The sequence below is a fragment of the Aeromonas sp. CU5 genome (genome assembly GCF_002586745.1).
GTDB lineage: Bacteria > Pseudomonadota > Gammaproteobacteria > Enterobacterales > Aeromonadaceae > Aeromonas > Aeromonas sobria.
Genome location: NZ_CP023817.1, coordinates 575291 through 602239, shown reverse-complemented (window position 1 = coordinate 602239; position 26949 = coordinate 575291). Strand labels below are relative to the sequence as shown.

Annotated in this window: 22 protein-coding genes, 2 tRNA genes and 1 other RNA gene; 13 read left to right on the top strand and 12 right to left on the bottom strand. The window is 57.1% G+C overall.

Annotated elements, in window-relative coordinates; genetic code table 11:
* Window positions 1-19: 19 nt before the first annotated feature.
* From CK911_RS02725 to lpcA, 3 genes are all read right to left on the bottom strand, one after another.
* On the bottom strand, window positions 20-355 hold the full coding sequence (locus tag CK911_RS02725; protein ID WP_098968893.1) for an Hpt domain-containing protein: 336 nt from the start codon (window positions 353-355) through the stop codon (window positions 20-22).
* A gap of 320 nt (window positions 356-675) precedes the next feature.
* Complete coding sequence (locus tag CK911_RS02720; protein ID WP_098968892.1) at window positions 676-1467, bottom strand: class II glutamine amidotransferase; 792 nt, start codon at window positions 1465-1467, stop codon at window positions 676-678.
* A gap of 163 nt (window positions 1468-1630) precedes the next feature.
* Window positions 1631-2209 carry a D-sedoheptulose 7-phosphate isomerase gene (lpcA, locus tag CK911_RS02715; protein WP_042020336.1) on the bottom strand — a complete coding sequence of 193 codons (579 nt, stop codon included), beginning with the start codon at window positions 2207-2209 and terminating at the stop codon, window positions 1631-1633.
* 254 nt (window positions 2210-2463) lie between these two features.
* On the opposite strand from lpcA, the gene fadE reads away from it, so the two are divergent.
* A complete protein-coding gene (fadE, locus tag CK911_RS02710; protein ID WP_098968891.1) occupies window positions 2464-4920 on the top strand; it encodes an acyl-CoA dehydrogenase FadE in 2457 nt (818 codons plus the stop codon).
* A 180-nt stretch (window positions 4921-5100) separates the two neighbouring features.
* Window positions 5101-6375: an amidohydrolase gene (locus CK911_RS02705; RefSeq protein WP_098968890.1), complete on the top strand. Its 1275-nt coding sequence runs from the start codon at window positions 5101-5103 to the stop codon at window positions 6373-6375.
* A 98-nt stretch (window positions 6376-6473) separates the two neighbouring features.
* Here CK911_RS02705 and CK911_RS02700 read toward each other — a convergent pair whose 3' ends face one another.
* Both CK911_RS02700 and CK911_RS02695 read right to left on the bottom strand, forming a co-directional pair.
* Entirely contained in the window at window positions 6474-6821 is a 348-nt protein-coding gene (locus CK911_RS02700) for an RnfH family protein (protein WP_098968889.1), read from the bottom strand.
* Window positions 6814-7248: an SRPBCC family protein gene (locus CK911_RS02695; RefSeq protein ID WP_042020332.1), complete on the bottom strand. Its 435-nt coding sequence runs from the start codon at window positions 7246-7248 to the stop codon at window positions 6814-6816. The genes CK911_RS02700 and CK911_RS02695 overlap by 8 nt, the downstream gene beginning before the upstream one ends.
* Window positions 7249-7417: 169 nt before the next feature.
* Here CK911_RS02695 and smpB point away from each other — a divergent pair, with 169 nt between their 5' ends.
* The 4 genes from smpB (at window position 7418) to CK911_RS02675 (ending at window position 10725) form a co-directional block, all read left to right on the top strand.
* Entirely contained in the window at window positions 7418-7906 is a 489-nt protein-coding gene (gene smpB, locus CK911_RS02690; RefSeq protein WP_042020331.1) for an SsrA-binding protein SmpB, read from the top strand.
* A 183-nt stretch (window positions 7907-8089) separates the two neighbouring features.
* Window positions 8090-8449, top strand: a transfer-messenger RNA (tmRNA) gene (gene ssrA / locus CK911_RS02685).
* A gap of 163 nt (window positions 8450-8612) precedes the next feature.
* Entirely contained in the window at window positions 8613-9851 is a 1239-nt protein-coding gene (locus CK911_RS02680; protein ID WP_098968888.1) for an integrase domain-containing protein, read from the top strand.
* A gap of 241 nt (window positions 9852-10092) precedes the next feature.
* Entirely contained in the window at window positions 10093-10725 is a 633-nt protein-coding gene (locus CK911_RS02675; RefSeq protein WP_098968887.1) for a hypothetical protein, read from the top strand.
* Here the strand turns inward: CK911_RS02675 and CK911_RS02670 are convergent.
* Together CK911_RS02670 and CK911_RS02665 are read right to left on the bottom strand one after the other, a co-directional pair.
* Window positions 10718-11880, bottom strand: a protein-coding gene (locus CK911_RS02670) for an IS3 family transposase (RefSeq protein WP_098968687.1) whose coding sequence is annotated in 2 segments (ribosomal slippage) — window positions 10718-11625 and window positions 11625-11880 — 1164 coding nt in all. Because the reading frame shifts where the segments join, the coding sequence is not laid out codon by codon here. The two genes, CK911_RS02675 and CK911_RS02670, sit on opposite strands and share 8 nt — an antisense overlap.
* A 75-nt stretch (window positions 11881-11955) precedes the next feature.
* Window positions 11956-12303 (bottom strand): MurR/RpiR family transcriptional regulator, encoded by a 348-nt coding sequence (locus tag CK911_RS02665; RefSeq protein WP_216640691.1) that lies wholly within the window; start codon window positions 12301-12303, stop codon window positions 11956-11958.
* Window positions 12304-12567: 264 nt separating this feature from the next.
* Between CK911_RS02665 and CK911_RS02660 the strand changes: the two genes are divergently transcribed.
* From CK911_RS02660 to fdhF, 5 genes are all read left to right on the top strand, one after another.
* Window positions 12568-12897, top strand: a complete 330-nt coding sequence (locus tag CK911_RS02660; protein WP_216640690.1) for a PTS transporter subunit EIIC — start codon at window positions 12568-12570, stop codon at window positions 12895-12897.
* Window positions 12898-12907: 10 nt separating this feature from the next.
* Window positions 12908-13036 (top strand): hypothetical protein, encoded by a 129-nt coding sequence (locus tag CK911_RS21570; RefSeq protein ID WP_301337401.1) that lies wholly within the window; start codon window positions 12908-12910, stop codon window positions 13034-13036.
* 111 nt (window positions 13037-13147) lie between these two features.
* On the top strand, window positions 13148-17392 hold the full coding sequence (locus CK911_RS02655) for a transporter substrate-binding domain-containing protein (protein WP_098968886.1): 4245 nt from the start codon (window positions 13148-13150) through the stop codon (window positions 17390-17392).
* Entirely contained in the window at window positions 17385-18596 is a 1212-nt protein-coding gene (locus CK911_RS02650) for an EAL domain-containing protein (protein WP_098968885.1), read from the top strand. The genes CK911_RS02655 and CK911_RS02650 overlap by 8 nt, the downstream gene beginning before the upstream one ends.
* A gap of 575 nt (window positions 18597-19171) precedes the next feature.
* Window positions 19172-23335 (top strand): formate dehydrogenase subunit alpha, encoded by a 4164-nt coding sequence (gene fdhF / locus CK911_RS02645; protein ID WP_098968884.1) that lies wholly within the window; start codon window positions 19172-19174, stop codon window positions 23333-23335.
* Window positions 23336-23460: 125 nt separating this feature from the next.
* Here the strand turns inward: fdhF and CK911_RS02640 are convergent, their stop codons facing one another.
* Window positions 23461-23859, bottom strand: a complete 399-nt coding sequence (locus tag CK911_RS02640) for an META domain-containing protein (RefSeq protein WP_098968883.1) — start codon at window positions 23857-23859, stop codon at window positions 23461-23463.
* A 168-nt stretch (window positions 23860-24027) separates the two neighbouring features.
* Between CK911_RS02640 and CK911_RS02635 the strand changes: the two genes are divergently transcribed.
* Window positions 24028-24507, top strand: a complete 480-nt coding sequence (locus CK911_RS02635; RefSeq protein WP_098968882.1) for a hypothetical protein — start codon at window positions 24028-24030, stop codon at window positions 24505-24507.
* Between the two features lie 3 nt (window positions 24508-24510).
* Here CK911_RS02635 and CK911_RS02630 read toward each other — a convergent pair whose 3' ends face one another.
* Together CK911_RS02630 and CK911_RS02625 are read right to left on the bottom strand one after the other, a co-directional pair.
* Window positions 24511-24990, bottom strand: a complete 480-nt coding sequence (locus tag CK911_RS02630; RefSeq protein ID WP_098968881.1) for a putative 4-hydroxy-4-methyl-2-oxoglutarate aldolase — start codon at window positions 24988-24990, stop codon at window positions 24511-24513.
* A gap of 42 nt (window positions 24991-25032) precedes the next feature.
* Window positions 25033-25440: a DUF3293 domain-containing protein gene (locus CK911_RS02625; protein WP_098972402.1), complete on the bottom strand. Its 408-nt coding sequence runs from the start codon at window positions 25438-25440 to the stop codon at window positions 25033-25035.
* A 396-nt stretch (window positions 25441-25836) separates the two neighbouring features.
* Here CK911_RS02625 and arcA point away from each other — a divergent pair, with 396 nt between their 5' ends.
* Window positions 25837-26556: a two-component system response regulator ArcA gene (gene arcA, locus CK911_RS02620; protein ID WP_042020749.1), complete on the top strand. Its 720-nt coding sequence runs from the start codon at window positions 25837-25839 to the stop codon at window positions 26554-26556.
* 167 nt (window positions 26557-26723) lie between these two features.
* Here arcA and CK911_RS02615 read toward each other — a convergent pair.
* A tRNA-Gly gene (locus CK911_RS02615) sits at window positions 26724-26798 on the bottom strand.
* 17 nt (window positions 26799-26815) lie between these two features.
* A tRNA-Gly gene (locus CK911_RS02610) sits at window positions 26816-26889 on the bottom strand.
* Window positions 26890-26949: the final 60 nt, after the last annotated feature.

Sequence of the window (26949 nt, the reverse complement as noted above, 5' to 3'; positions counted from 1 at the left end):
GCATCCCTGCATGGCGCAGCTATTGATAATCAGCAAGAAACGCGAGCACTTGGGGCAAGGAGACTTCCAGCAGTTGCAATTGGCGCTCGGCCTCGGCCACATCCGCCTGCTTGCTGGCCATCTCCAGTGCCATCACCTGCTGGTAGCTCGGCATAGCGCCGTAGCTGCCACAGGATGATTTCATGCTGTGGGCCACCCGAGCCAACGCCTCCCACTCTCCCTGCTCATAGAGGGGTCTGAGCTGACTCAGCTGCTCGCCCACCTCTTCGATAAACACAGCAATAACCACCGGCAACATCTCTTGGCCTATATCATCGGCCAACTGCTGCAACACCTTGCGATCCACCCACTCCATGTCAGGCCCCTCCAGAAAGGTATTCAAACAGACCATACTATAGATAGTTTTCGAGCCCGTCACTCACTACCCGGTCACTCATCAGTGTCACACTCAGGACGCCAATTGGATGATGCTGGGGATCAAACAGCAATAAATGTGATCCGCCTCGAAAGAGTGACACTGAATGCCTTATGTAAACAACAAGTTAATTGCCAATAATTAACACGTGAGTAACAATCTTTATCGTCAGCGTGCTGCTGCTCAGCAACACCTCTCATCCCTTTTGCCATTTATGGCTGCTGCGAAGAACCAGGGTAGGAATCTACCCTGGTATTTTTTTATCTCGAGCAGCCACTCTGACTGGTCGCGACCCGTTCACCCATGCGGAACAGATTGAATTCGCCGGGTGCCATTCTGACCCAGTTTTCATTACCGGTCAGCGGGCGGGTGGTGATCAGAGTCACCACATCGTTGGGGGTGGTCTCGCTTTGAAAGTCGATCACCACCTCTTCATCCAGCAGGCTCGCCTCGCCAAAGGGCGCACAACGGGTCAGCCAGTGCAGGTTGTTGGTGCAGTAGCTCATCACATACTCCCCGTCGGAGAGCAGCATGTTGAACACCCCGAACGCTCTCAGCTCATCACACAGGGTGGCGAGATAGCGAAACATGGCGGGAAAGTTGGCAGGACGCTTGGGATATTTTTGCTCCAGCCGATCGAGCAGCCAGCAGAAGGCGTGTTCGCTGTCGGTATCCCCCACCGGACGGTGGCGACCGGTTGGCAGCTTCTTGTAGCGGGTCAGCTGACCGTTGTGGGCGAAGGTCCAGTAACGGCCCCACAGCTCACGGGTAAAGGGGTGGGTATTTTCCAGTGACACGCAGCCACGGTTGGCCTGCCGAATGTGGCTGACCACGGCGCAGCTCTTGATGGGCAGCGCCTGTACCAGTCTGGCGATGGGAGATTGGGCGCTGGGCTCGGGATCCTTGAAGGTGCGAAAGCCCTTCCCCTCGTAGAAGGTGATCCCCCAACCATCCTTGTGGGGCCCTGTCTTGCCGCCGCGCAGCATCAACCCGGTAAAGCTGAAGCAGATATCGGTCGGCACATTGGCACTCATGCCGAGCAGTTCGCACATATCTGGCAGACTCCTTTCATGATTTGGCTGGTGTCATATCCGACCCCCAGCCGCGTTGACAGACAGCAGGGGAAGGTGCAATTCCTTCCCCTGTGACTGGCAGCAACCAGCCAATGGCGAACCATGCAACCGGAGCTGCCCTTGTCTCAGCGCGATAACCTGATTACTTGGCCATCTCTTTTTCGACCAGCTGGATCAGGATGTGGATCACCTTGATGTGTACTTCCTGAATGCGGTCGGCATAACCGAAGTGCGGCACCCGGATCTCGACATCCGCCAGACCCGCCATCTTGCCGCCATCCTTGCCGGTCAGGGCGATGACTTTCATGCCTTTGGCGTGGGCCGCCTCGATAGCCTTGAGGATATTACCGGAGTTGCCGCTGGTGGAGATACCGAGCAGCACGTCACCACGACGGCCTACCGCTTCCACGTAGCGTGAGAAGACATAGTCATAGCCAAAGTCGTTGGAGACACAGGAGAGATGGCTGGGATCAGAGATAGCGATACCGGCGTAACCCGGACGGTTTTCGCGGTAACGACCCGTCAGCTCTTCAGCAAAGTGCATGGCGTCACAGTGGGAACCACCGTTACCACAAGAGAGCACCTTGCCCTCTTCTTTGAAAGAGTCAGCCAGCAGTTTGGCGGCCGCTTCGATGTTTTTCAGGTTCTGCTCATCAGCCAGGAAGGCCTGCAGCACACTGGCAGCTTCGGTCAATTCATTGCGGATCAGTTCTTGATACATGATGTCTCTTCCACTATTTGGGTCACTTATCGCTGGCGGCTATTCTCGCACAAGCCAATCCCGGAGTCGCCCCCCTACCCACCACGGCACGGGTGCCTCATGAACGTTACGGGGATCACAGAGAGAAGGTAATGAACTTGTAAACAGCTTGATAACTTTGTGCGTATCAATTACAACAGAGGCCATATCCAACAGGTCAGACCTCTGGATCAGTGATACCACGTTGGCAACTTTATACACGCAAGGAGCAAGCAATGACGACGACCCTCACTCTGCTTGGGGTGATCCTGGTTATCGGAGCCCTGGCCTATCGCCGGGCATCCCTGTTCATCTCCACCCTGGTCACCGGCGCCGCCCTGGTGCTTGGCGCCATCTATGGTCATGTGCCCTTGCTGGTCTGGGCGCTGTTTGCGGTGCTCGCCATCCCGCTCAACATGGTGGAGTTTCGCCGCAACCAGCTGACCAAGCCGCTGTTCAAGATCTACAAATCGATCATGCCGGAGATGTCCCGCACCGAAAAAGAGGCGATCGAAGCGGGCACCACCTGGTGGGAAGCCGATCTGTTCGCGGGCAACCCGGACTGGAAAAAGCTGCACGCCATCCCGGTAAGTACCCTCTCTGCCGAAGAGCAGGCCTTTATGGATGGGCCGGTCGAGGAAGTGTGCCGCATGGTGAACGACTGGGAGGTGACCCACGAGCGCGCCGATCTCTCCCCCGAGGTATGGCAATACCTGAAGGACCACAAGTTCTTCGCCATGATCATCAAGAAGAAATATGGCGGCCTCGAGTTTTCGGCCTATGCCCAGTCCTGTGTGCTGCAAAAACTGACTGGCGCCAGCGCCGTACTCGCCTCCACCGTCGGCGTGCCCAACTCGCTCGGCCCGGGCGAATTGCTGCAGCACTATGGCACTGAGGCCCAGAAAGACCACTACCTGCCCCGTCTGGCAGTCGGCAAAGAGATCCCCTGCTTCGCCCTGACCAGCCCGGAAGCGGGTTCTGACGCCGGTTCCATCCCCGATTTCGGCATCGTCTGCAAAGGCGAGTGGGAAGGCAAAGAGGTGCTCGGTATGCGCCTGACCTGGAACAAGCGCTACATCACCTTGGCCCCCATCGCCACCGTGCTGGGTCTCGCCTTCAAACTGCGTGACCCGGAACACCTGCTGGGCGAGGAAGAGGAGCTCGGCATCACCTGCGCCCTCATTCCAACTCATATCAAGGGTGTCGGCATTGGCCGTCGCCACTTCCCGCTCAACGTGCCGTTCCAGAACGGCCCGACTCAGGGCAAGGATGTGTTCGTCCCGCTCGACTTCATCATCGGCGGCCCGGCCATGGCCGGTCAGGGCTGGCGCATGCTGGTGGAGTGCCTGTCGGTCGGTCGCGGTATCACCCTGCCCTCCAACAGCACCGGTGGCGTCAAGATGCTAGCCCTGGCGAGCGGTGCCTATAGCCGCATCCGTCGCCAGTTCAAGCTGCCTATCGGCAAGATGGAAGGGATTGAAGAGCCGCTGGCTCGCATCGGTGGTAACGCCTACATCATGGGCGCTGCCGCAACCCTGACAGTGACCGGTATCGATCTGGGGCAAAAGCCCTCGGTCATCTCTGCCATCGTCAAATACCACCTCACCGACCGCGCCCAGAAGTGCATCATCGATGCCATGGACATCCACGGCGGCAAGGCGATCTGCATGGGCCCCAACAACTATCTGGCCCGTGGCTATCAGGGTGCCCCCATCGCCGTCACGGTGGAAGGGGCCAATATCCTGACCCGCAGCATGATCATCTACGGTCAGGGCGCCATCCGCTGCCACCCGTATGTGCTGCCGGAGATGCTGGCCGCCAGCCATCCCGACAAGGAGCAGGCACTGAAGGATTTCGACAAGGCGATGTTCAGCCACGTCGGCTTTGCCATCAGCAACCTGGTGCGCAGCTTCTGGCTGGGGATCACCGGCGCTCGCTTCGCAGCAGCACCTTACAAGGATCAGACCAAGGGCTACTACCAGCAGCTCTCCCGCCTCTCGGCTAACCTGGCATTTCTGTCAGACATGGCGATGGGCACCCTGGGTGGCGAACTCAAGCGTAAAGAGCGGGTCTCCGCTCGCCTTGGCGACATACTGAGTCAGCTCTATCTCGCCTCCAGCGCCCTCAAGCGCTATCAGGACGAGGGACGCCAGCAGGCCGACCTGCCGCTGCTGCACTGGGCTCTGCAAGATGCCATGTTCAAGGCGCAAGAGGCGATCGACGAGCTGCTGCGCAACTTCCCGAACCGCTGGATTGGCCTTGCCCTGCGCGCCGTGGTGCTGCCACTGGGCCGTGACCTCAACCGTCCGTGCGACAAGCTCGATAGCCAGGTCGCCCGTCTGCTGCAAACCCCGAGCGAAACCCGCAGCCGTCTGGCCAAGGGGCAGTATCTGACCCGTGAAGAGGGTAACCCCTTCGGACTGCTGGAGCAGGCGCTCGATGACGTGCTGGCCGCCGAGCCGCTGTTTGACAAGGTCTGCAAAGCAGATGGCATCAAGCGTCCCTTCACCCAGTTGAACAAGGTGGCCGACATTGGCCTGGCCGCTGGCGTACTGACCCAGAGTGAAGCGGAGCTGCTGCGCCGCGCCGAGGTGAGTCGCCTGCGCACCATCAACGTCGATGATTTTGACCCCATCGATCTGGTGGCCAACAAGAAGCTGTTTGAAGCCTCCGCTTACCATCACGCGGCCTGATAACCACGCCTCGACAACGCCTCCCTTGTGGAGGCGTTTTTTTATCTTCTCTCACCCCGGTCAATGACCTCCAATGCCATTGCCCGCGATCACAGCTCCCCCGACCAGCTGCGGGCCCCGTGTGGTCAGCCGGGAAAAAAGGCACAATAGCCGATAAATCGAATCACCAAGGAAGCCAAGATGACCCTTGAGCACCTGATCCTGTGGCGCCGCGACCTGCACCGCCTGCCGGAAGCCGCCTGGAAAGAGTTTCGCACCACCAGCCTGATTGCCCACCACCTAAGCGAGCTCGGCTATCGCATCGTGCTCGGCGACAAGCTGCTGGCCAGCAACCTGATGATGGGTCGTGATGTGGATGTGGCGGCCGAAAAGGCTCGCGCCCGCCGTCAGGGAGCCCATCCCGACTGGCTGGAGCGGATCGGCGATGTCACCGGGCTGATGGGTGAGCTGGATACCGGCCGTCCCGGCCCGACCTTGGCCTTTCGCTTCGATATCGATGCGGTGGAGGTAGAAGAGTCCAACGCCGAACAGCACCAGCCGCAGCAAGAGGGCTTTGCCTCTCACAACAAGGGGTGGATGCACGCCTGCGCCCACGATGGCCACACCGCCATCGGCATGGGGCTGGCCAGCCAGTTGATGGCGATGAAGGTGCAGCTGTGCGGGCGCATCAAGCTCTTCTTCCAACCCGCCGAAGAGGGGTGTCGCGGTGGCAAGGCGCTGGCCGCCGGGGGGGCACTCGATGACGTGGATGCCCTGCTCTCGCTCCATATCGGTATTCACGCCGGTAGCGGCGAGCTGGTGATCAACCCCACCGAATTTCTCTGCTCCACCAAGTTCGACGTCCACTTTATGGGCACCGCGGCTCACGCCGGGCTTGAGCCCAACGCTGGCAGCAATGCGCTGGCCGCCGCCTGCATGGCCACCACCGCCATGCTTGGCATTCCCCGCCACCGCGACGGCATGACCCGCATCAACATAGGCCAGCTTCACGGTGGCAGCGGGCGCAACGTCATTCCCGATCATGCCGTGCTGCACGGTGAAACCCGTGGCGCCGACAGCACCCTCAACGACTACATGTTCAGTCAGGTGCAGCGCATCGTCGAAGGCACCGCCCTCGCCCACGGCGTCACCTACCGCATCATCAAACAGGGTGAGGCAATTGCGCTGGAGAACAGCCCGGCACTGCAAGCCGAACTGGCGGCGCTGGCCCGCAAGCAGGGGCTCGCCACCATCCAGACTCGCCGCTTTGGCGCCAGCGAAGATGCCGGTTTTCTGATGGAGCGGGTGCAAAAACAGGGGGGCGAAGCAGCTTACCTCATTCTGGGGGCCGATCTGGCTGCGCCCCACCACCACAACGCCTTCGATTTCGATGAGCGGGTGATGCAAAGCGGCGTCGAGCTGCTGGCCGCCTGGGCCCGCGCCCGCTTGGGTGTGGCAGAACCAGTCCTGGGCTGACGCAGCCCGCCCTTGATATCTCTCGCAGTCCAATTACTGACTGACGGGATCAAAAAAAGGCGCCTCGGCGCCTTTTTTCTGCAAGAAAAACCTGAACGCTATTCGCTGCGTTTGCGATGCACATCGGGGCGACCACCGGTCACACTATCGGCTCTCCCCTCCTCCTTGGCCTTTTCTGCGCGCTTTTTACGCATCTCGCGCGGATCGGCGGTCAAGGGCCGATAAATCTCGATGCGATCCCCATCGTGCAGCAACTCGCCACCTTTCACCGGACGGCTGTAGATGCCGAACTTGTTGACCGCCAGATCGATCTCGGGGTGCTTTTGCACAATGCCGGACTGCTCGATGGCTGCCTGCACGCAGGTCTCGGACGGCACGCGTAACGCAATCACCGTCTGCTGTTGCGGCAAGGCATAGACAACCTCGATATTGAGCTGGTCAGACACCGTAGACCTCCTTCGCCCGCTTGGAGAAGGCGGAGACCATGGAGCTCACCAGATCGCGGAACACCTGACCAAATGCCATCTCGATCAGCTTGGAGGTAAATTCGAAATCGAGATCGAACTCCACCTTGCAGGCATCCACATCGAGCGGGGTAAAGGTCCACCAACCCGCCAACTTGCGAAACGGGCCATCGACCAGCTCCATCCTGATCTGACGGTTCACATCCAGCTGATTGCGAGTGGTAAAGGTCTTGGCAATGCCAGCCTTGGCCACATCCACCGATGCAGTCATGTAGTCATCACCCGCCTCGTGGACACGGCTGCCGACACAACCGGGCAAAAATTGCGGATAGGCATCCACATCGTTAACCAACTTGAACATCTGTTCTGCACTGAACATCACCAGGGCACTGCGCGTAATCCGGGGCATGGCTTTTCCTCATCCAATCGGCGCGATTTTATCACCATGTTTCCGGTTGTGGAGCGAAAACCTCAGCCAAACCGCTCATAAAGCCACCAGTTGACTTGCAGCGCGTTTTACAGCCGCTCACGCCTACGTATAATACGAGCCTCCTAGTCATTGCCGGAAATCGCCCGTCATGAGCAAAAAAAACAGTAAAAACAAAGCCGGGTCCAGCACCATTGCTCTGAACCGAGCCGCCCGCCACGAATACTTCATCGAAGAGAGAGTGGAAGCTGGCTTGTCCCTGCAAGGGTGGGAAGTCAAATCCCTGCGGGCGGGCAAGGCCAATATCAGCGAAGCCTACGTCATCTTCTTGCAGGGTGAAGCCTTCCTGTTCGGCTCCAGCTTCCTGCCGCTGAACGCCGCGTCCAGCCATGTGGTCTGTGATCCGACCCGCACCCGCAAACTGCTGCTGAGCCGCCGTGAAATCGACAAACTCGAAAGCCTGACCGCCCGTCAGGGCTACACCATAGTGCCACTGGCTCTCTACTGGAAAGAGTGCTGGGTCAAGGTCGAAATTGGACTGGTGAAAGGCAAGAAAGAGCACGATAAGCGCGAAGATACCAAGGCGCGCGAATGGGATCGGGAAAAATCCCGCATCATGAAGAACAAAAATCGCGGCTAATCTCCGGTTATCCGGACTCACACTCCGGATGTTCAGGGCCAGCAAGTCATTCTGCTCCCCCCTGCGCAGTTGACCCAAGTCAGCTGAGCACAATAAATCAGCAAACAGCCAAATGACCAGAGGGAATGGTTATCAACGCCTTGCTATAACAGCATTTTTGCGTACAATCGTTTCTAACAACTTGGGGCTGATTCTGGATTCGACAAGATTCACGAAACCCAAGGTGCATGCCGAGGTGCGGTAGGCCTCGTTAACAAACCGCAAAAAAATAGTCGCAAACGACGAAAACTACGCACTAGCAGCTTAATAACCTGCATAGAGCCCTTCTACCCTAGCTTGCCTGTGTCCTAGGGAATCGGAAGGTCATCCTTCACAGGATCGTGTGGAAGTCCTGCTCGGGGCGGAAGCATTAAAACCAATCGAGCTAGTCAATTCGTGGCGTGTCTCTCCGCAGCGGGTTGGCGAATGTAAAGAGTGACTAAGCATGTAGTACCGCGGATGTAGTAATTTTGGACGGGGGTTCAAATCCCCCCAGCTCCACCAAATAATGTTCCGGTCGGGAACGAAGAAGTACAGAAACCCGCACAGCGTAAGGCTTTGCGGGTTTTTTGTTGTCTTATACTGTCCAATGGGATGCGTTGCCATCCAGCCCTTTTAGGCATATCGTTAGGCATATCGTTTTGTATGCCTTCCGGAGCGTATGCCTATGCCTCGAATCACCCGCCCTTTGTCCCCAACCGAGATCAAAGCAGCCAAGCCCAAGGAGAAGGAATACACCCTCTGCGACGGAGCTGGCCTGGAGCTCGTCATCAAGCCCAATGGTTCTAAGTTGTGGCGCCTGCGCTACTACCGCCCTCTCACTAAGCAACGAAATATGATCAGCTTCGGCTCTTGGCCGGAGATGTCGTTGGCTGACGCGAGAGAGAAACGCTCCGAAGCTAAAACGTTGCTGCAACAAAACATCGATCCCCAACACCATCGTGATGAGCAGGTCTCCGCCGCGTTATCGCTGAGCGAGCATACTTTTGAGGCTGTCGCCAAGCGCTGGTTTGATGTCAAACGCCCTTCCGTCACCCCAGCCTATGCCGAAGATCTCTGGCGTTCGCTCGAAATGTACCTGTTCCCCGAGATAGGCACAGTGCCCGTGATGGAAATAAAGGCACAGCGAGCCATCAAGATCATCGAGCCCATCGCTGCTGCTGGAAAACTCGAAACCGTGCGTCGCCTCACGCAACGGGTGAACGAGATCATGACCTTTGCTGTTAACTCTGGTCTGATCGACGCCAACCCTTGCTCGGGGATCAGCAAGGTATTTCAGCGTCCAGCCAAACAGCACATGCCCAGCATTAACCCCAACCAGTTACCTGAACTGATGAACCGGCTTTCCAAGGCAAGTATCAATTTGCAGACCCGCTGTCTCATCGAATGGAGCCTGCATACCTTGGCTCGCCCCAGCGAGGCGGCCGGAGCTCGGTGGGCAGAGATCGATATGGAAAAGAAACTCTGGCGGATCCCGCCTGAGCGAATGAAGAAGCGCAGAGGGCATGACGTCCCCTTAACACCACAGACGCTTGCCTATCTGGAACTCATGCGACCGATCAGCGGCCATCGTGAATTTATCTTCCCTGGTATCCGTAATCCCAAAACGCACACCAACGAGCAAACGGCTAATGCGGCCTTGAAACGAATGGGGTATGAAGGGACCTTGGTCGCTCACGGCCTGCGAGCTTTGGGCAGCACGACCCTTAACGAGAGAGGATTTGATCGAGACGTTATAGAATCCGCCTTAGCGCACTCTGACAAAGACGAAGTACGTAGCGCATACAACCGCACGGATTATCTGGAACGTCGCCGAGAAATGATGGTCTGGTGGTCAGAGCATATAGATGCCGCATCCAGAATCGGCTCGGCGCTGACATGGATACCACCAACAATGGCGGGTTGAATCGCCACCAGTGCTCTAGACACGTCCCAACCGTTCTAGGGCAGGATCGTCTACTGGAGCGAGGTCCGTCTATCTATCAAGTGATCCTCCGTCCGCGGGTGGTGTTCCGAGTGAGACCAAGCTCAGTTCCAGCGATTCTGGAGAACTTAGGAGACGAGGCTCACACTTCCACAACTCAGCCTTAACTGTCCGTTTTCGGTGTGGTACTCAGTAGAGCATGTAGTACCAGCTGGAAACACACATGAAAACGACCAACAGTGATGGCATCAAACTGCGCGATAAGCTCAAACACCTACATGGTGCGGCACATGATCTAAAAAACAAGCTGCTCAAATTTAAGTTTATCTCTCGAAATGACTTACTGCTCACGATGCAAATCAGTCGAGAGCTTCTACGTAATGAACGACGGCTGGGTGCTTGGCAAGTTCATGGGGAAGCGCCTAAGCCAACCGATTTACCTTTGTTTGAATCAGAAAAGGGGCACTATGTAAATTGCCCTAAGATCCTGATGCCTGCTCGCCTATATCTACGACTTGCCTACTTAGGCCTCCGGCAGCAGCAGTATGAGCAAGCATGGAGCAATCTCACCCAAGCCAGCTATTACATCGGTGTTGTCGATACGGCTTTTTACTTCCTCTCACTTAGCAAACAAGCACAGGCTAAACGGGGAGGAAACAAACTGTTCGAAGTTAAAGCACGAGCCCGAGAATTGCTTACAGAACTGCAGCCCAGTGGTAAGACCGCAGAAGGAGGCTTGAGAGGGTGGAACAAAGATGTCGACGCGGCTGCAAATGCCATCGCTAGCAAACTGATAGAAGAAGTTAAGCTAGGTCAGCTTCGCTGGGGAAAAGACCTCACTGTTGTGGTCAACTAAATCCGGACACTTGGTTAGGCCGATCCTCGGCTTTTGCTGGCGCGATCCCGTCATTGTGTTGATGTGGACGCCGCCAGTTGTAGTAATCCATCAGGTAATAGCTGATATCCCGCTTCGCCTCCCGCAGGTTCATATATCCCGTTGTCGGGAGCCACTCTGTCTTCAGACTCCTGAACAACCGCTCCATCGGTGCATTATCCCAACAGTTGCCACGCCGACTCATGCTCTGGGTCATGCGATAGCGCCACAGCCGCTGCCGAAATGCCCGGCTGCCATATTGGCTGCCTTGGTCGGAGTGAAACAGCACACCTGATGGGCAACCCCGCTGCTGATAGGCCATCTCGAGCGCTTTTATTGCCAGCTCTGCATCAGTCTTGTCAGACATCGCCCAGCCCACGACTCGGCGGGCATAAAGGTCGAGCACCACCGCCAGGTAATTCCAACGACCACCTGCCCAGACGTAGGTGATATCGCCACACCACACCTGATTGGGTTGTTGGACATCAAATTCACGCGCCAGCAGATTGGGAATATCCGGTCGTTCAGACCGGGCGACCTGATAGCGATGAGCACCCGGTTGCTTGGATACCAGACCGGCCTCCTTCATCAGACTGCGCACTTTGAATCGGCCAATCTGATGCTCCAGCGCTCGCATCATCGACATCAAGGCGCGGCTGCCCGCTGAGTTCCGGCTCTCTTTGAACAAACGGCGCAACTCGCTGCGTTGCTGCATCCGCTCACGGTTAATCGTCCGCTTGCGGGCCAGATAGTCGTAAAAACAGGATGTTGGAACATCGAAAGCGCAGCAGACCATACTGATGGGGGCTTGCTCCCTTAATCGGTCTATCAGCGCGTACGTTTGAACTCGTCCGCCATCAAGAGAGCTGTAGCCTTTTTTAGAATGTCCTTTTCGCGCTCGAGCCGGTTGATGCGGGCTTCCAGCTCCTGGATTTTCTGCTGCTCCGGGGTCAGCGCTTTGCCGATTGGGGTGGTGCCGGTTCGTTCGGATTGGAGCTGCTGAACCCATCGGCGAAGTATGGTTTCACCGACATCCAGTGAACGGCTGGCTTCGGGGACAGAGTATCCCTGGTCGAGTACCAGGGATGCGGCTTCGAGTTTGAATTCAGCAGTAAATGAGCGACGTAATCTTGTCATTGAACACCTCAAGTCATGGTGGCGACTGTACCACCTAAAATGGTGTCCGGGATGATTAGACCACTACAGATATCCCTATACGCAGTAAACGATAAGCCAGGTAATCCCCAATAATCGCACTCGCAGCAACGCCATAGATCTGTGGCGGACCTTCTCCAATAGTTCGGCACTTTGCAACAGTGCGTCCTGGCTTACCAGGGCTCCGGTATCGCACAGCGCCGCCACACTCTCTTCAATCAGAGTACTGAATGCACTGGCCGCCGATACCTGAGGTTGGCTGGCTTGTTCCTGCTGGGTTTCCAGAGCCAGGACCATTTTGAATTCGGTATAGCCACGACAACCCACACCATGGCAGAGACGAGTCACGCTGGCTTCGCTGGTGCCACTCTCACGGGCAAGCTCGGTGATAGTCAGGTAGAGCACGCACTGCGTGCTGTTCCAACACAAATTGCCCCAACCGCTGCAAGGTCTGGCTGTAAGTGTTTAGTTGATAGCGAAGCAGCAAGAGAACACGTGGCGCCTCTATGGGTTGATTCAATGGGGACTCCTTCAGGGCAATCAGAGGATTCAAACTGCCATGACTTTAACGCGATATTCTCTGTGAATGTGAGTACGGTGACGACATAAAAATAATTATCATGACATTCGGATGTGTGCGACAAAAATTACTACCAATGCATTTCACTCGTGAAGATTTTTATCATGTCACAATCAGAAAAGACGGGAAGCTGCTCGTTTTTCGAGAATGCGCAGCGTTTTGGCAAATCATTTATGTTGTCGATAGCTTTGCTGCCTGCTGCAGGCTTGTTGTTGGGGATTGGTGGCTCGCTCTCTAATTCGAATACGCTGGTTGCTTACCCGTTTCTGGATGTGCCCTGGTTGCAAGGGCTGTTTATGTTGATGGCCGATACCATCGTGTTTGCCAACTTGGCGGTACTGTTTGCTGTGGGGCTGGCCCGCTCTGACAAGGGCTGCCGGTCTATCTGCGTTGCTGGCCTATCTGGTGATGAACGCTAGGATCAGCACCTTGCTCAAGCTCTCAGATACCCTGGCGAGTGGCAATCTGGGCGCGGCATGTCAAGGAATGGTGCTCGGGTTCCAGACGCTGGAGACCGGCGTATTCGGTGGCGTAGTGGTCGGACTGATGGCCTATTAGCTGCACAGTCATTACCTGGTTCAGGAAATATTCAGCTTCATGCCAGATTCGCATTGAAGGCCTACTTTGAAATTATTTAAACTATATGACTAATTTCGGTAGGACCCCTTTATGCTCCATCAATGTCAGCGTCTATTCCCCTTTATCCTGCTACTGCTCTGCTGCATGGGGGCGCACGCCAATACATCTTTGAATGAAGATGAACTGGATTTTGCTGAACGCGCTTGGCTCTCTTCTAACAAAGAGCTGATCATCGGTATGCCAATGATGGGGGATCCTCCCTACAGCTATAAAGATGCAGAACAGCGGTTTTCCGGTCCGGTCCCCGAGATGGCGCAGCAGATCGCCAGAAAGCTTGGCTTGACCCTGCGCTACAAAAGCTACTCTTCCTACGCCAAGGCCTTGATAGGCCTGCAAAACAGTGACGTTCACATACTGATCAACTATCAGCCCGGTGAACAATGGCGGGACAATCTTGTTTCCATCCCCTTTTTACTCGCCACACCACGGGGTGTATTGCTAGCTAATGGCAAAACGGTGCTGTCTCAGCAAGATGCCCACACCTTGCGCTGGGTCTGTGTCGCCGGTGTCAGCTCATGCAATGAATTGAAAAAATTGGGCATGAAGCGGGTGGTCGAGGCGGACAGCGATAGTGAGGCGGCCTTTATGATCAAGCAGCGGCTGGCTGATGCCTATATGACTGATATGCCGTCGTTGTTGATGCTGCAAGAGCAACACCCCAACACCGGATTTACCATAGCCATGCCAACCTGGGTTGCCCCCACGTCACTGGCTATCAATATGAATCAGCAACATGCGGCTCTGGTTAGCCTGGTCAGCAAGGCGTTTAACCAGATACCGGTTGAGGATCGCCGTTTCATGCTGAAGGTAACCACCACAAACCTGAATACCAGCTCCGGCCAGAGTAAATCACTGCAACTGAGTGCCGAGGAGCGACAGTGGCTCAGTCAACATCCCATCCTCACCTACGGTGTCTCCCCTCACTGGACATCAATGAGCGAGTTCAATTATTGGGGGCAGATGGTCGGATTTGTGGGCGACCTGATGGCGTTGATGCATCAATATTCCGGGCTGGAGTTTTCTCTGGTACGCACGAATAACTGGAGTGAAACCCAAAATCTGCTTAAATTACAACAGATTGATTTTATTCCTGCGATAACCCCCACTCGCGAACGCAATCATTTTGCGCTGTTTACCCCCGGATATCTGTTTATCGATCGGGTGGTCATTGGTCCCAAAGGCAGCACCGACTTCACCACTATTTCGTCGTTACAGGGCAAGCGAGTCGGCATAGTACTGGGGTCGGTAGACAAGGCACTGTTAACGACGGTTGGAGCACATGTCGTCGAAGTACAGAGTGAAGAGCGGTTACTGGAACTGCTGGATAACGGCGATGCAGATTATGTCATGATTACCCTGCCATCCATGAACCAACAGATTACCGAGCGCTACGAGGTCGTCTACACTGGGAAGGATTTGCGCCTCCCGCTGGCCATGGCGACTCGACCAGACCCCATGCTGCAGCAGATCCTGACCAAGGTGCTCTATTCGATACCACCTGAAGAGATCAAAAAACTGGAGCAACGCTGGCTGTCGATGAGCGTACAAACCGGGATCAATACCCAAACAGTGCTGCTCTGGTTCGTCATGGTTGGCATGGCGGCGACCCTGCTGTTTGCCCTGTTCTGGATGTGGACTCGAGCCCTGCAGCGCGAGATTGCGCAACGCCAGCAGGCCGAGGAAAAACTCAACCAGCAATTGTTGTTTGTGCAGACCCTGCTCGACTCCCTGCCCAATATGGTGGCCTTGCGGGATCGACAACACCAGCTAACCCTGTGTAACAAAGCCTATCGGTCGCTGTTTATCGGTGCGGATCCCACTGGCGATGGCTGGGGTCACATGCCCCCTCTCGAGCGAGAGCAGATACTGCGCGACGAGCAGCGGGTTTGGGACACCGGAGAAATGTTTGAAGGCACAGGTCAAACACGCCGGCCAGACAAGGATCCCCTTAATGTTGTCTATATCAAACAGCCTTACCGCGCATCAGATGGCACAATTCAAGGGATATTAACGGTATTAACCGATATCAGCGCCCTGACGGCGGCCGAAGACAAAGTACGTGAAGTGGAAGCCCGACTGCGGGATATCACCGACAGCATGCCCGGGGTGGTCTACCAATATCTGTGGCAAGGAATTGGCAAGGGGCGCTTTTTATACCTATCGCAAGGGGCGAGTGACATGCTGGGCATTCCCCAACAGACCTTGCTGGAATCAGAGTCCGGTGGTGCCATCTTCGGTCTGGACGAGGAGATTCTGGCAGTATTTGCCGAGGAGGTGGCCACCCATGCCCGCACCCTTGCGCCACTGGAGCTGGAAGTCAAAGTGCCCACCCTGCAAGGTGAACGCGATTTACAGATTCGTGGCAACTTTGTACAACAAAAGTGTGGCGATCTGTTGCTGAACGGGGTGGTGCAAGATATCACCATCCTCAAGCAGCAAGAGCACGAACTGCGTAAAGCCCGCGCCTATGCCGAGCATGCGATGCAGGCCCGTAGCCGCTTTTTGGCCACCATGAGCCATGAGCTGAGAACCCCCATCTCGGGCATGCACGGCATGCTGGAGCTACTGCGCATGAGCGAGCTCAATGATGACCAGCGCTATCTGCTGCGCAATGTGGAGAGCTCGGCCAATAATCTGCTTTATCTGGTCAACGACATCCTCGATTTTTCCAAAATTGAAGCGGATCAGCTCAACCTCAACACCCAATCATGCCGGTTGCAATCGGTCATCTGTGATGTGATCCGTGGCCATGCCACCTTGGCCTATGGCAAAGGGTTGAAAGTGGCGATCCACTGGGATGATGCCCTGCCTGATCTGGCAGATCTCGACCCGATCAGAGTCGGCCAGGTTATCTCCAACCTGCTCAATAATGCGGTGAAATTCACCGAGCGAGGCTCTGTTACTATCCGGGCCCGTTACGATGAACAGCAGTTGGTGATCGCCGTCGCTGACACCGGGATCGGCATCGCCACAGAGAAACTCGGGCTGCTCTTCACCCCGTTTGAACAGGTGGAATCCGATATCACCCGCCGCTTTGGCGGTACCGGTCTCGGTCTGACCATCTGTGAACAGCTAGTTAAAAAAATGGGCGGTACGCTAGCGGTTAGCAGTCAGGCCGGTGAAGGATCCTGTTTCAGTTTCACGCTCCCATTGGTGAATGGTCTGTGGGAACCGCTAGCCCTCGCGGGCAGCGAATGGTGGTTTGTGGGTGATGACCCTGGCTTGCAGGCCACCATGGCACGGCTGGGGGCCACATTAATGCCACTGGATGCACAGCTGCTTACAGAAGATCTGAGCGGTTTGCTACTGGCTGAAGAGTGCGCCCTTGAAACGGCGTTGGGGAGTGACTGGCACACCTTGTTGCAAAACAGTTCACTCAAAGGGGTGGTGGTCTCGCCTCGCGAAGCGCTGCGGGCACGCATGGGCTCCGAACATTGGTGGCGTCTGGGTCACTCCCCCCTCTATCCTGACCTCTTGCTCGAGAGCTGTCGCGAATTGACGACCGAGCGAGCAGTCACCCACGGGATAGCCAGCATCGAAAAACTGGGGGGCCGAGTGCTGGTAGCAGACGATCATCTGGTCAATCGTGCGCTGCTGACCCGCCAGCTGGCTATTTTAGGGGTAGATTGCCACATGGTGGAAGATGGCGAAAAAGCGTTGCATGCCTGGAAAAATGAGCACTTCACGCTACTGCTCACCGACTGCCATATGCCAAAGCTGGATGGTTACACTCTGACCCAAACCTTGCGGGCAGAAGGGGTAGAGGCCCCGATCATCGGGGTCACCGCCGATACCTCGGAAGAAGCCTCTGCTCGTATGGAGGCCGCGGGCATGAATGGCATGCTGTTCAAACCCTACTCGCTGGAGTCGCTGCGCCAGATGTTAACCCGCTGGTTGCCTGCAGCACCTGCAGTTGCAACCAGCTTGTCAGAGCCGGACACCGCCTCCACATTAGGCGAACGCTGGCAAGGGCTGTTTGGCGATCTCGAGACCGCCAAAAGCATGGCCAGTGAGTACATGGCTTCTAATCGCAAAGATTGCAAGGATATGGAGGAAGCGATCGCCGCGGGTGATAGCGAGGAGTTGGTGGAGGTCGCCCACCGTATCAAGGGGGCAGCCAGAATGGTTGGTGAAGTACTGTTGGCAGCACAGGCGGCTAAGCTTGAATCTGCGGCGCGTCTGAAACAACTCAATGAGCTTGAACATTTGGGGCAAGGGGTAAGCGAATTGATGAACGACGTTGAACATAAAATGGGATTGTGGCTCCATGAATAAAGCGGCAAATGAGCTGGTCATCATGGTCGTGGAAGACCATGCGTTTCAGCGCAAGACCCTGATGCACCAGATCCGTGGGCTCGGTTATCAACAGCTGCTGGAGGCGGGGGACGGCATCGAGGCGCTGACCCAGTGCCAGAATCACAGCATCGACATTGTGCTGTGCGACCTGCGGATGCCTGGCATGGATGGCATGGCGCTACTGCGTCGCCTCTCGCTGGGGGGCTTTCAAGGCGGAATCATCCTATCCAGTGCGCTGGAAGATGATGTGGTCGATGCAGTGCTGCGCATGAGCACCGCCTATGGCCTTCATGTACTGGGCCGCATCGACAAGCCGTCGAGCTCACAACAGTTGCAACAATTGATCAGTGCCTGGTCACCGGCCTCCACCCCTGCTGGCAAGGAGGATGGCCCCACCCTCACGGTGGATGAGTTGCAGCGCGCCCTCGACAATAACCAGCTGTTGCCCTGGTACCAACCCAAGGTCGCCTTTGCGTCTGGCCAATGGGTCGGGATGGAGGCGCTGGCACGCTGGCAGCATCCGCAATATGGCCTTATTTCACCCAACGTGTTTATTCCCCTGGCCGAAAATAACGGTCTTATCGATCAGCTGACCGAGGTCATCATCAACAAGTCGTTGCAAGATTGTCACCTGTGGGAACAGACCGGCCTCTCCCTCAATCTGTCGATGAACCTGTCAAGCACCTCGCTGATCGAGGGAGATCTCTGCCACAGCCTGATCAATCAGTGCCAGCGCTGGGGTGTCAACCCTGAGCTGATCACCCTGGAAGTGACCGAAAGCTCGTTCGTGCAGGATCTTGGCAAGGCACTGGAAGCGCTCACCCGACTGCGGATGCACGGCTTTGGCCTCTCTATCGACGACTTCGGTACCGGCTACTCCTCGATGCAACAGCTGACACTGTTGCCCTTTACCGAGCTGAAACTGGATCGCTCGTTTGTCGATCGCTGCTATGCCGATCCTTCACGCCTGGCCATTATCGAGTCCAGTATCGAACTGGCTCGCAAGCTGGGGCTCAAATCGGTCGCCGAAGGGGTTGAAGATGTACAGACCTGGCAACTGCTGGCCAAGTTGGGCTGCGATGTCTGCCAGGGATTTTTCAGTGCCCGCCCGATGCCGCGTAATGAGCTGCAAGACTGGCACCAGATTTGGCAAGCCAGATTACCGACGCTGATCTCGCACTGAGCCGAAAACCCACCCGGTGAGCGATTAAAAGCCCATTGGCACTGGCGGTTAAAGCCCTGATTTCCCCCGATAGCACAGCCACCTTGCAAGAGGTGGTTGCTTGTTACTAAGCAGCAGTTGTTCACGTCCAGACCCAGCTATCTCTTGCTGTGATATTTCCGAGCACGGACCCCAGTCATTGGGTCAGGTCACGACTGCCGGTCATACCGCATCACCTGATGCGGTTGCACTATCTACCACCTTCAAAAAAAGTTTAAAAAAACAGGAGCAATACAACCTGTTCCTGATGGACTCTGGTCTCTGTTACAACCAACTAAAATCTGACATGTACAGTAAAAAACGGCTTATATAGTAGGGAAAAGTAAGAAAACTTCTCATTTGTCCATCTAACTCTGGTCGTCACCACCACCCTGAAATCGTTTTCTTGTTTAGCGCAATAACCTGTCCAAAATCAAATAAAGTTGTAAATGACCTTTGCTATGGTGAGCGTATAGCAAGCGGCCTCCCTGTCGCTTCCCCTGCTGGCTCCGCCAGATGCAGCATTTTCTGCGCCTTGAAAGCGAGTTTATGACGCCATGATCACCATCACCCTCGATGGGGCTCAGTTGACGGTTGACCCGACCCAGACCCTGCTCCATATCGCCAAACAGCACCAGATCGACATCCCCTCTCTGTGCGGTGACAACACCAGCGCCCCCAAGACACCGTGCGATCTCTGCGTGGTGGAGATTGCCGGACTCGGCATCCGCCGCGCCTGCGAGATCCGCCCCGAGGCGGGAATGGTGGTCACGACGCAAAGCGATGCCCTGAGCACCCACCGCCAGCAGGCGCTCGGTCGCATCCTCTCGGATCACTACGCCGATTGCGAGGCTCCCTGCCAGCGCGCCTGCCCGGCCGGGGTGGACATTCAATCCTATCTGCACCACATCGCCATGGGGGATCATCAGGCGGCAATGGCCGTCATCAAGCAGACCCTACCAATGCCCCTCTCCATCGGCCGGGTTTGCCCCGCTTTTTGTGAGGCACAGTGCCGCCGCGCCCTAGTGGACGAGCCACTTGCCATTCGCCACCTCAAGCGCCACGCCGCCGATCTCGATCTGGCCGATGCGGCCCCCTATCAACCGGCCAAGAAGCCCGCCAAGGGCAAGCGGGTGGCCATTATCGGCAGCGGCCCGGGCGGCCTCACTTGTGGTTACTATCTGGGTTACGAGGGATTTGAAGTCGACCTGTTCGAGGCGATGCCCGAGGCGGGTGGCTGGCTGCGCTACGGCATCCCCGAGTACCGGCTGCCCAAGGCGATCCTCGATCAGGAGATCGACCTGATGTGCCAGAGTGGCATGCGGATCCACACCGAGCAGCGACTGGGCCACCAGCTCTCCCTCTCGGCGCTGTGCCGCGACTATGATGCGGTCTGTCTGGCGGTTGGCGCCTCCAAGGCCGTACCGATGGATTACCCTGGCAGCACCCTGGCCGGCTGTTATCTCGGGGTCGATTACCTCAAGGATCAGATGCTCACCAAGCGGCTCACCACCGGCAAGAGGGTTGCGGTGATCGGCGGCGGCAACACCGCCATCGACTGCGCCCGCACGGCGGTGAGGCTGGGGGCGGAAACCACCCTGATCTATCGCCGCACCCGCGCCGAAATGCCTGCAGAAGCGTACGAGATCGACGAGGCGGAGCAGGAAGGTGTGCGCTTTATGATGCTGACCAATCCGGTGGAGAATCTGCCGGATAGCCGTGGTCGCGTCTGTCAGGTGCGCCTCGAAAAGATGGCCCTCGGCGAGCCGGACGCCTCCGGTCGCCGCCGCCCCGAGCCCACCGGCGAATTCCTCATCGAAGAGTTCGATACCGTGATTGCGGCTGTGTCGCAGCAGCCGGATCTGAGCTTTATGGAAGGGGAGCCCCTCACCCTCCCCTTCACCCGCTGGCAGACACTGGAGTCCCACCCCGAGACCATGCACAGCGGCCACGGCAACCTGTTTGCCATCGGCGATCTGCGCCGTGGACCGGCCACCGCCATCGAGGCAGTCGCCGATGGCCGCAAGGCCGCACTGGCCATCGATCAGTTCCTCCACGGTGACATGGTTGATCCGGTTCGCCCCTTCAACGCCTGCAAGGCCCCCAAACTCAAGCAGGTGGATCCCGCCCAGTTTGCTCACCTGAAAAAAGTCGCCCGCAGCATCATGCCTCATTTGGCAGATAAGGATCGCGAGGGCAGCTTTGCCGAGGTAGAGCGCGGCATCAGTGACCAGGATGCCCGCAGCGAAGCCAGCCGCTGCCTGGAGTGCGGCTGTCAGGCCAACACAGATTGTGCGCTACGCGACTACGCCACCGAATACAAGGTCGACCAGCGCGCCCTCGATACCAGCCAGTGCCAGAAGTTTGCAGTGGATAACAGCAGCGAATTTATCGTGTTCGATGCCAACCGCTGCATCGGCTGCGGCCAGTGCGTGCAGACCTGTGGCGAACAGGCGGTACAGGGGGTGCTGCACTTTGCCAAAAACAGCGATGGCACCCTCTCGAACCGCCCGCAGTTCGATGCCGGGCTGGCAATGGGCGACTCCCACTGCGTGCAGTGCGGCACCTGTGTACAGGTCTGCCCCACCGGCGCCCTGGTGGATGCCCGCGACAAGTCGCAGGGGCGCACCGAGCTGCTCACGCCGGTCAATACCATCTGCACCTACTGCGGGGTCGGCTGCGGCGTCACCCTCTATGTCGATGAGGCGCGCAACCGCATCCGCTATGTGGAGGGGAACCGCAACTCGCCGGTCAATCAGGGGCTGCTCTGCGTCAAGGGGCGCTTCGGCTTTGACTTTATCCAGAGCGAGGAGCGCCTCACCACCCCGCTTATCCGCAAAGATGGCGAGCTGGTGCCCGCCAGCTGGCAGGAGGCCATCGCCCTGGTGGCCGAGCGTTTCACCGCCCTGCGCCAGCGCTATGGCAGCGATGCATTGGCGGGCTTCTCTTCGGCCAAAACCACCAACGAAGAGAACTACCTGTTCCAGAAGTTCATGCGCCGGGAGCTGGGCACCAACAACGTGGATCACTGCGCGCGGCTCTGCCACGCCTCCACCGTCACCGGGCTGGAGGCGTCCCTCGGCAGCGGCGCCATGACCAACGACATCCCGAGCATCGACCACTCGGATCTCATCTTCATCATCGGCTCCGACACCTCGGCGGCCCACCCCATCATCGGCTCCCATATCAAGCGGGCCGTCACCACGGGCAAGGCCCGGCTGGTAGTGGCCGATCCGAAACGGATCGAGATGGCGGACCACGCCAGCCTCTATCTGGCCCATCGCCCCGGCACCGACGTGATGCTGCTCAACGGGTTGATGCAGCAGATCATCCAGCACGGCTGGCACGACCAGGCCTATATCGCCGAGCGGGTGGAAGGGTTCGACGCGCTGCAAGCGGAGGTGCTCTCCCCCGCCTATGCACCGGACAAGGTGGCCCTCGTCACCGGCGTACCGGCCGAGCAGGTGATCGAGCTCGCCCGCCTCATCGGCACCGCCGAGCGCACCGCCATCTACTACTCCATGGGGATCACCCAGCACACCACCGGCCACGACAACGTGCGGGCCATTGCCAACCTGCAACTGCTGTGCGGCAACATCGGCATCGAAGGGGGTGGCATCAACCCGCTGCGGGGCCAGTCCAACGTGCAGGGTGCCTGTGACATGGGGGCGCTGCCCAACTGCCTCCCCGGCTATCAGAAGGTGGCCAACCCCGAGGTGCATGCCCGTTTCGTGGCCGCCTGGCAGCAGCCAAACTTGCCGCGCACGCCCGGCCTCACCCTCACCGAGACCATCGATGCCGCCTGCGCGGGCAGCCTCAAGGGGCTCTACGTGATGGGGGAGAACCCGGTGCTGAGCGATCCGGATCAGCATCACGTCATCGAGGGGCTCAAGCAGCTGGAGTTTCTGGTGGTGCAGGATATCTTCCTCTCGGAAACCGCCCAGCTCGCCGATGTGGTGCTCCCCTCCTGCTCCTTTGCCGAGAAGAGCGGCCACTTCACCAACACCGAGCGACGGGTGCAGCGCATCTCCCCCGCCCTCAAGGCGCCGGGCGAGGCGCGGGAGGATTGGTGGATCATCCAGCAGATCGCCAACGCCATGGGCGGCGACTGGCGCTATCAAAACCCGCAGGAGATCACCGCCGAGATCTGCCGGGTCACCCCGCAATACGCTGGCATCCAGTGGGATAAGGTGGGACCGGAGGGATTACAGTGGCCCTGCAACGACGCTGCTCCCGAAGGCACTCGCCTGCTCCACAGCAAGCAGTTCACCCGTGGCAAGGGAGCGATGGTCGCCACCCCGTTCCGCTATGCCGCCGAACTGCCCGACGAAACCTATCCCATCGTGCTCACCACCGGCCGCCTGCTGGAGCAGTTCCACACCGGCACCATGACCCGCAAGACCAAGGGGCTCGACAAGCTGGCAGGCCCGCGGGTGATGATGAGCGTGGTGGATGCGCAGCGGTTGGGCGTCAGCAACAGCGAGCAGGTGAAGGTCACCAGTCGCCGCGGCCATATCGAACTGCCCGCCTTCGTCACCAAACGGATGCAGCAGGGCGTGGTGTTCATCCCGTTCCACTTTGCCGAAGCCCCGGCCAACCGACTCACCATCAATGCCACCGACCCCCACGCCAAGATCCCCGAGTTCAAGGTCGCGGCGGTGCGGATCGATAAACTGCCCACCACCATCACCTCACCCGATGAGACGGTGGCGACAACCTGAGCAAGCTAGTGGGTTTACACAGCTAGCCCATCCGGGCAGAGCGAAAATCTGGCCATAAAAACAGAGCCACCCGACGGGTGGCTCTGAACGTATGACCAGTGAAGGTCATCAAATACCGTATGCCGTTACTTGGTGGCAGGCATGGCGTTGAAGGTGAGCAGGGCAGCCTTGTTGGCATCGCTCAGGGTCAGCTGGTTACCCTTGATGGAATAGGTAGCCACCTTCTCCAACTTTTGCAGGTACTCCATCTCTTTGTTCATATCATCGCCGATGCACATCATGCGGGTTGCCCCCATGGCACCCAGCGTCAAGACACCGTCACCCTGCTGGGTGATACCGCCAAAATAGCGGTTGCAGCCGCCCTTGCCCGCCACGTTGCCATCAGCAACTTGCAGGGTGAAGGTATCGCCGGTGGCGCCTTGCAGCTGCCAGCTGGATGCTTGCAGTTGAGCCATGCTGGAACCTGTTGCCATTGCGCAGCCTCCCAGAGCCAGCGCGGCCAGCAGAGTCAGTTTCTTGTTCATGGATTCACCTCTTAATAAATGGAGCCATCAATACGGCAGCCTGTTTATCATGGTCAGCGACCATGCCAAAGGATTTAATTGTGATCACGCTTCACTTTACTCCCAACTGGCATGTGCCATGCTTGTGCCATGCTTAGGCTCAGTTCCGGACCTAGGGAGGGGAAAAGAATGGTCAAACAGCTCATCATCACACTGCTTGCATCCTGCGCCAGCATGGCCGTACAGGCCGCCGACTGGGCAGTGGTCCAGCCACAATCCAACCCGTCTCTTTATGTCAAAAGTTACTCGGGGGTGCTGCTCAACGGCCATAGCCATCGCAGCGACAGTTTTGATCTCTGGCTGGTCAATAGCGGCTATCAATATCCGGTGGTGGATGATGTGACCCTCTTTATGGAAGCGGGGCCAGCGGTGGCGGATCAAAATCGCCAATCGGGTTTCAATATGAGCTCAGGGGTACGTTACCAGCTATCACCCGAGCTCAATATCGGCAGCCAGATCAAGCATCTCGACCTTACTCAGGGCAGCACATTGCTGGAGCTCAACTCCAGCCTGCTGCTGACCCCAAGACTCTCCCTCACTGCCAACTATGGCGTCAGTGCCTTCACCGCAGATCAAGCGTTGAGCCTCGGGGTCGGTTTCAACTTCTGATGATCACAGCAGCGGTGTGGCGCTCACCACCACGCCGTTGCGATCCGCATAGACGTAATCCCCTTCGTGGATGGTCACCTCGGCAAAGCTGACCACGGCCCCTAACTCACCCAGCCCCCGCTTCTCGGTCTTGACCGGACAAGCCGCCAGCGCCTTGACCCCGAGCGCCAGGGTTGCCAGAGTACCGACATCCCGCGCCGCGCCGTGGATCAGGATCCCCTCCCACCCCTGCTCCACCGCTTTAATGGCCAGTTGATCGCCAAGCAGTGCACGGCGCAGCGAGCCACCACCGTCGATCACCATCACCTTGCCCTGGCCGGGTCGGGTCACCAGTTCCCGCACCAGACTGTTATCTTCGTAACAGGAGAGAGTCACGGCGCGACCATAGAAGATGGCCTTACCGCCAAAATCCTGAAACACCGGGTCAGCCACTTGCAGCAGGTCGCCGTGCTGATCACAGAGGTCGGGCAAGAGATCCAGCATGATTAGATTCCTTTCAGATACATGAAGGTGTTCATTCTTTCATCAGGCAAGGTTTCTGGCAATCCAGAAGGATTCAATATTGCCCAGACAAACTGCTGATTTATCGGTCAATACCGGCACCAGCCAGAGCTGGCCATCCTCCACCCAGTAGATGGCATTCTGGCCAAAACGGGCTGCCACCTGACGGGCTTGCGGCAGGGATAGCGCCACTGCCAGCGATGACTCCTGCCAACACTCGTCCGGGTCAGATCCCCAAAACGGACCCGCCACCGCAGCCTGCAGTTCCAACGTCAACAGACGCCACAGTGCCCGTTCCCGCCGTCGATTGCGCCGCTCACCGACCCGCTGACTGACAGGGTTCCAGGCGGTGATAATGGCAAACCCAGGCCAGCATGGTGTCTCAAATGGCGCGATAAAGCAGATTTTCTTGTAGTTTTCCCACAAAATCATGTCAATCACATGTTACATTCCATTACATTTTATAAGGGCGAAAATGCGGTTCAGGCCAAGTATGATGCCGCTATGCCAGGGTTTGACCTATATCAAAACAGAGTTAAAAAGTTGCTATCTGACAGCAAAGAGTGTTGTTATGCTCCTGTTAACTGATAAAATGCGGCCACTTTCGTAATGGATGACCTTTCCAGGCTCTGCTCGACCAGACTTGTCGAGAACCTATAAGTGGCACAGGGATACTTGCCGGTACCAATGCCTAATTCGCGATATTCCGACCTGACACGCATACCCAGGATGACGTAATAAATTTTCAGGATCCGTCAGGAAATCGGTTTGAAACGCCAAAGAGTGTTAAATTTAAGATAATTAACTGATAAGAATCTGGGAATACTCATGCAAACACCACACATTCTGATCGTCGAAGACGAACTGGTCACACGCAATACCCTGAAAAGCATTTTCGAAGCAGAAGGCTACGCGGTTCTTGAAGCCAATAATGGCGATGAGATGCATCAAGCTCTCACCTCCCACACCATCAATCTGGTGATCATGGACATCAACCTGCCAGGCAAGAATGGCCTGCTGCTGGCTCGTGAGCTGCGTGAAAACGACAACATCGCTCTGATGTTCCTGACCGGTCGCGACAACGAAGTGGATAAAATTCTGGGCCTGGAGATCGGCGCAGATGATTACATCACCAAGCCGTTCAACCCCCGCGAGCTGACCATCCGTGCCCGTAACCTGCTGAGCCGCACCATGAACGTGGCAGCCGGTGGCGAAGAGAAGAAGCTGGTTGAGCGTTACCTGTTCAACAGCTGGGCGCTGGATATCAATAGCCGCGCACTGGTCAGCCCGACTGGCGACATGTTCAAGCTGCCGCGCTCCGAGTTCCGCGCCATGCTGCACTTCTGCGAAAACCCGGGCCAGATCCAGACCCGTGCTGAACTGCTCAAAAAGATGACAGGTCGTGAGCTCAAGCCCCATGATCGTACTGTCGATGTGACCATCCGTCGCATTCGCAAGCACTTCGAAAGCGTCAATGACACCCCGGAGATCATCGCCACCATCCACGGCGAAGGCTACCGTTTCTGTGGTGAGCTGGAGCAGGAATAAGCTCTCGCTACGCTGTTGATCTGAAAAGGCGCCCTCGGCGCCTTTTCTGTCTCTGCGGTTTCCCTTAATGCAGAGATAATGCAGAAATACGGTGATCGTTGCGTCAAACGGTGAACAAGATGAAAACAAAAAGCCCACTCGCAGGAGTGGGCTTTTTGTTTTGAAGCTGGAGCGGGCAGCGGGAATCGAACCCGCATCATCAGCTTGGAAGGCTGAGGTAATAGCCATTATACGATGCCCGCCTGGCATCTGAAATTGTTGGAGCGGGTGATGGGAATCGAACCCACGTATGCAGCTTGGGAAGCTACCGTTCTACCATTGAACTACACCCGCGTCAGGGCTCTTACTATATGCATTTTGCCGCCGAGCGCAATGCCGCATTTGCCACTTTTT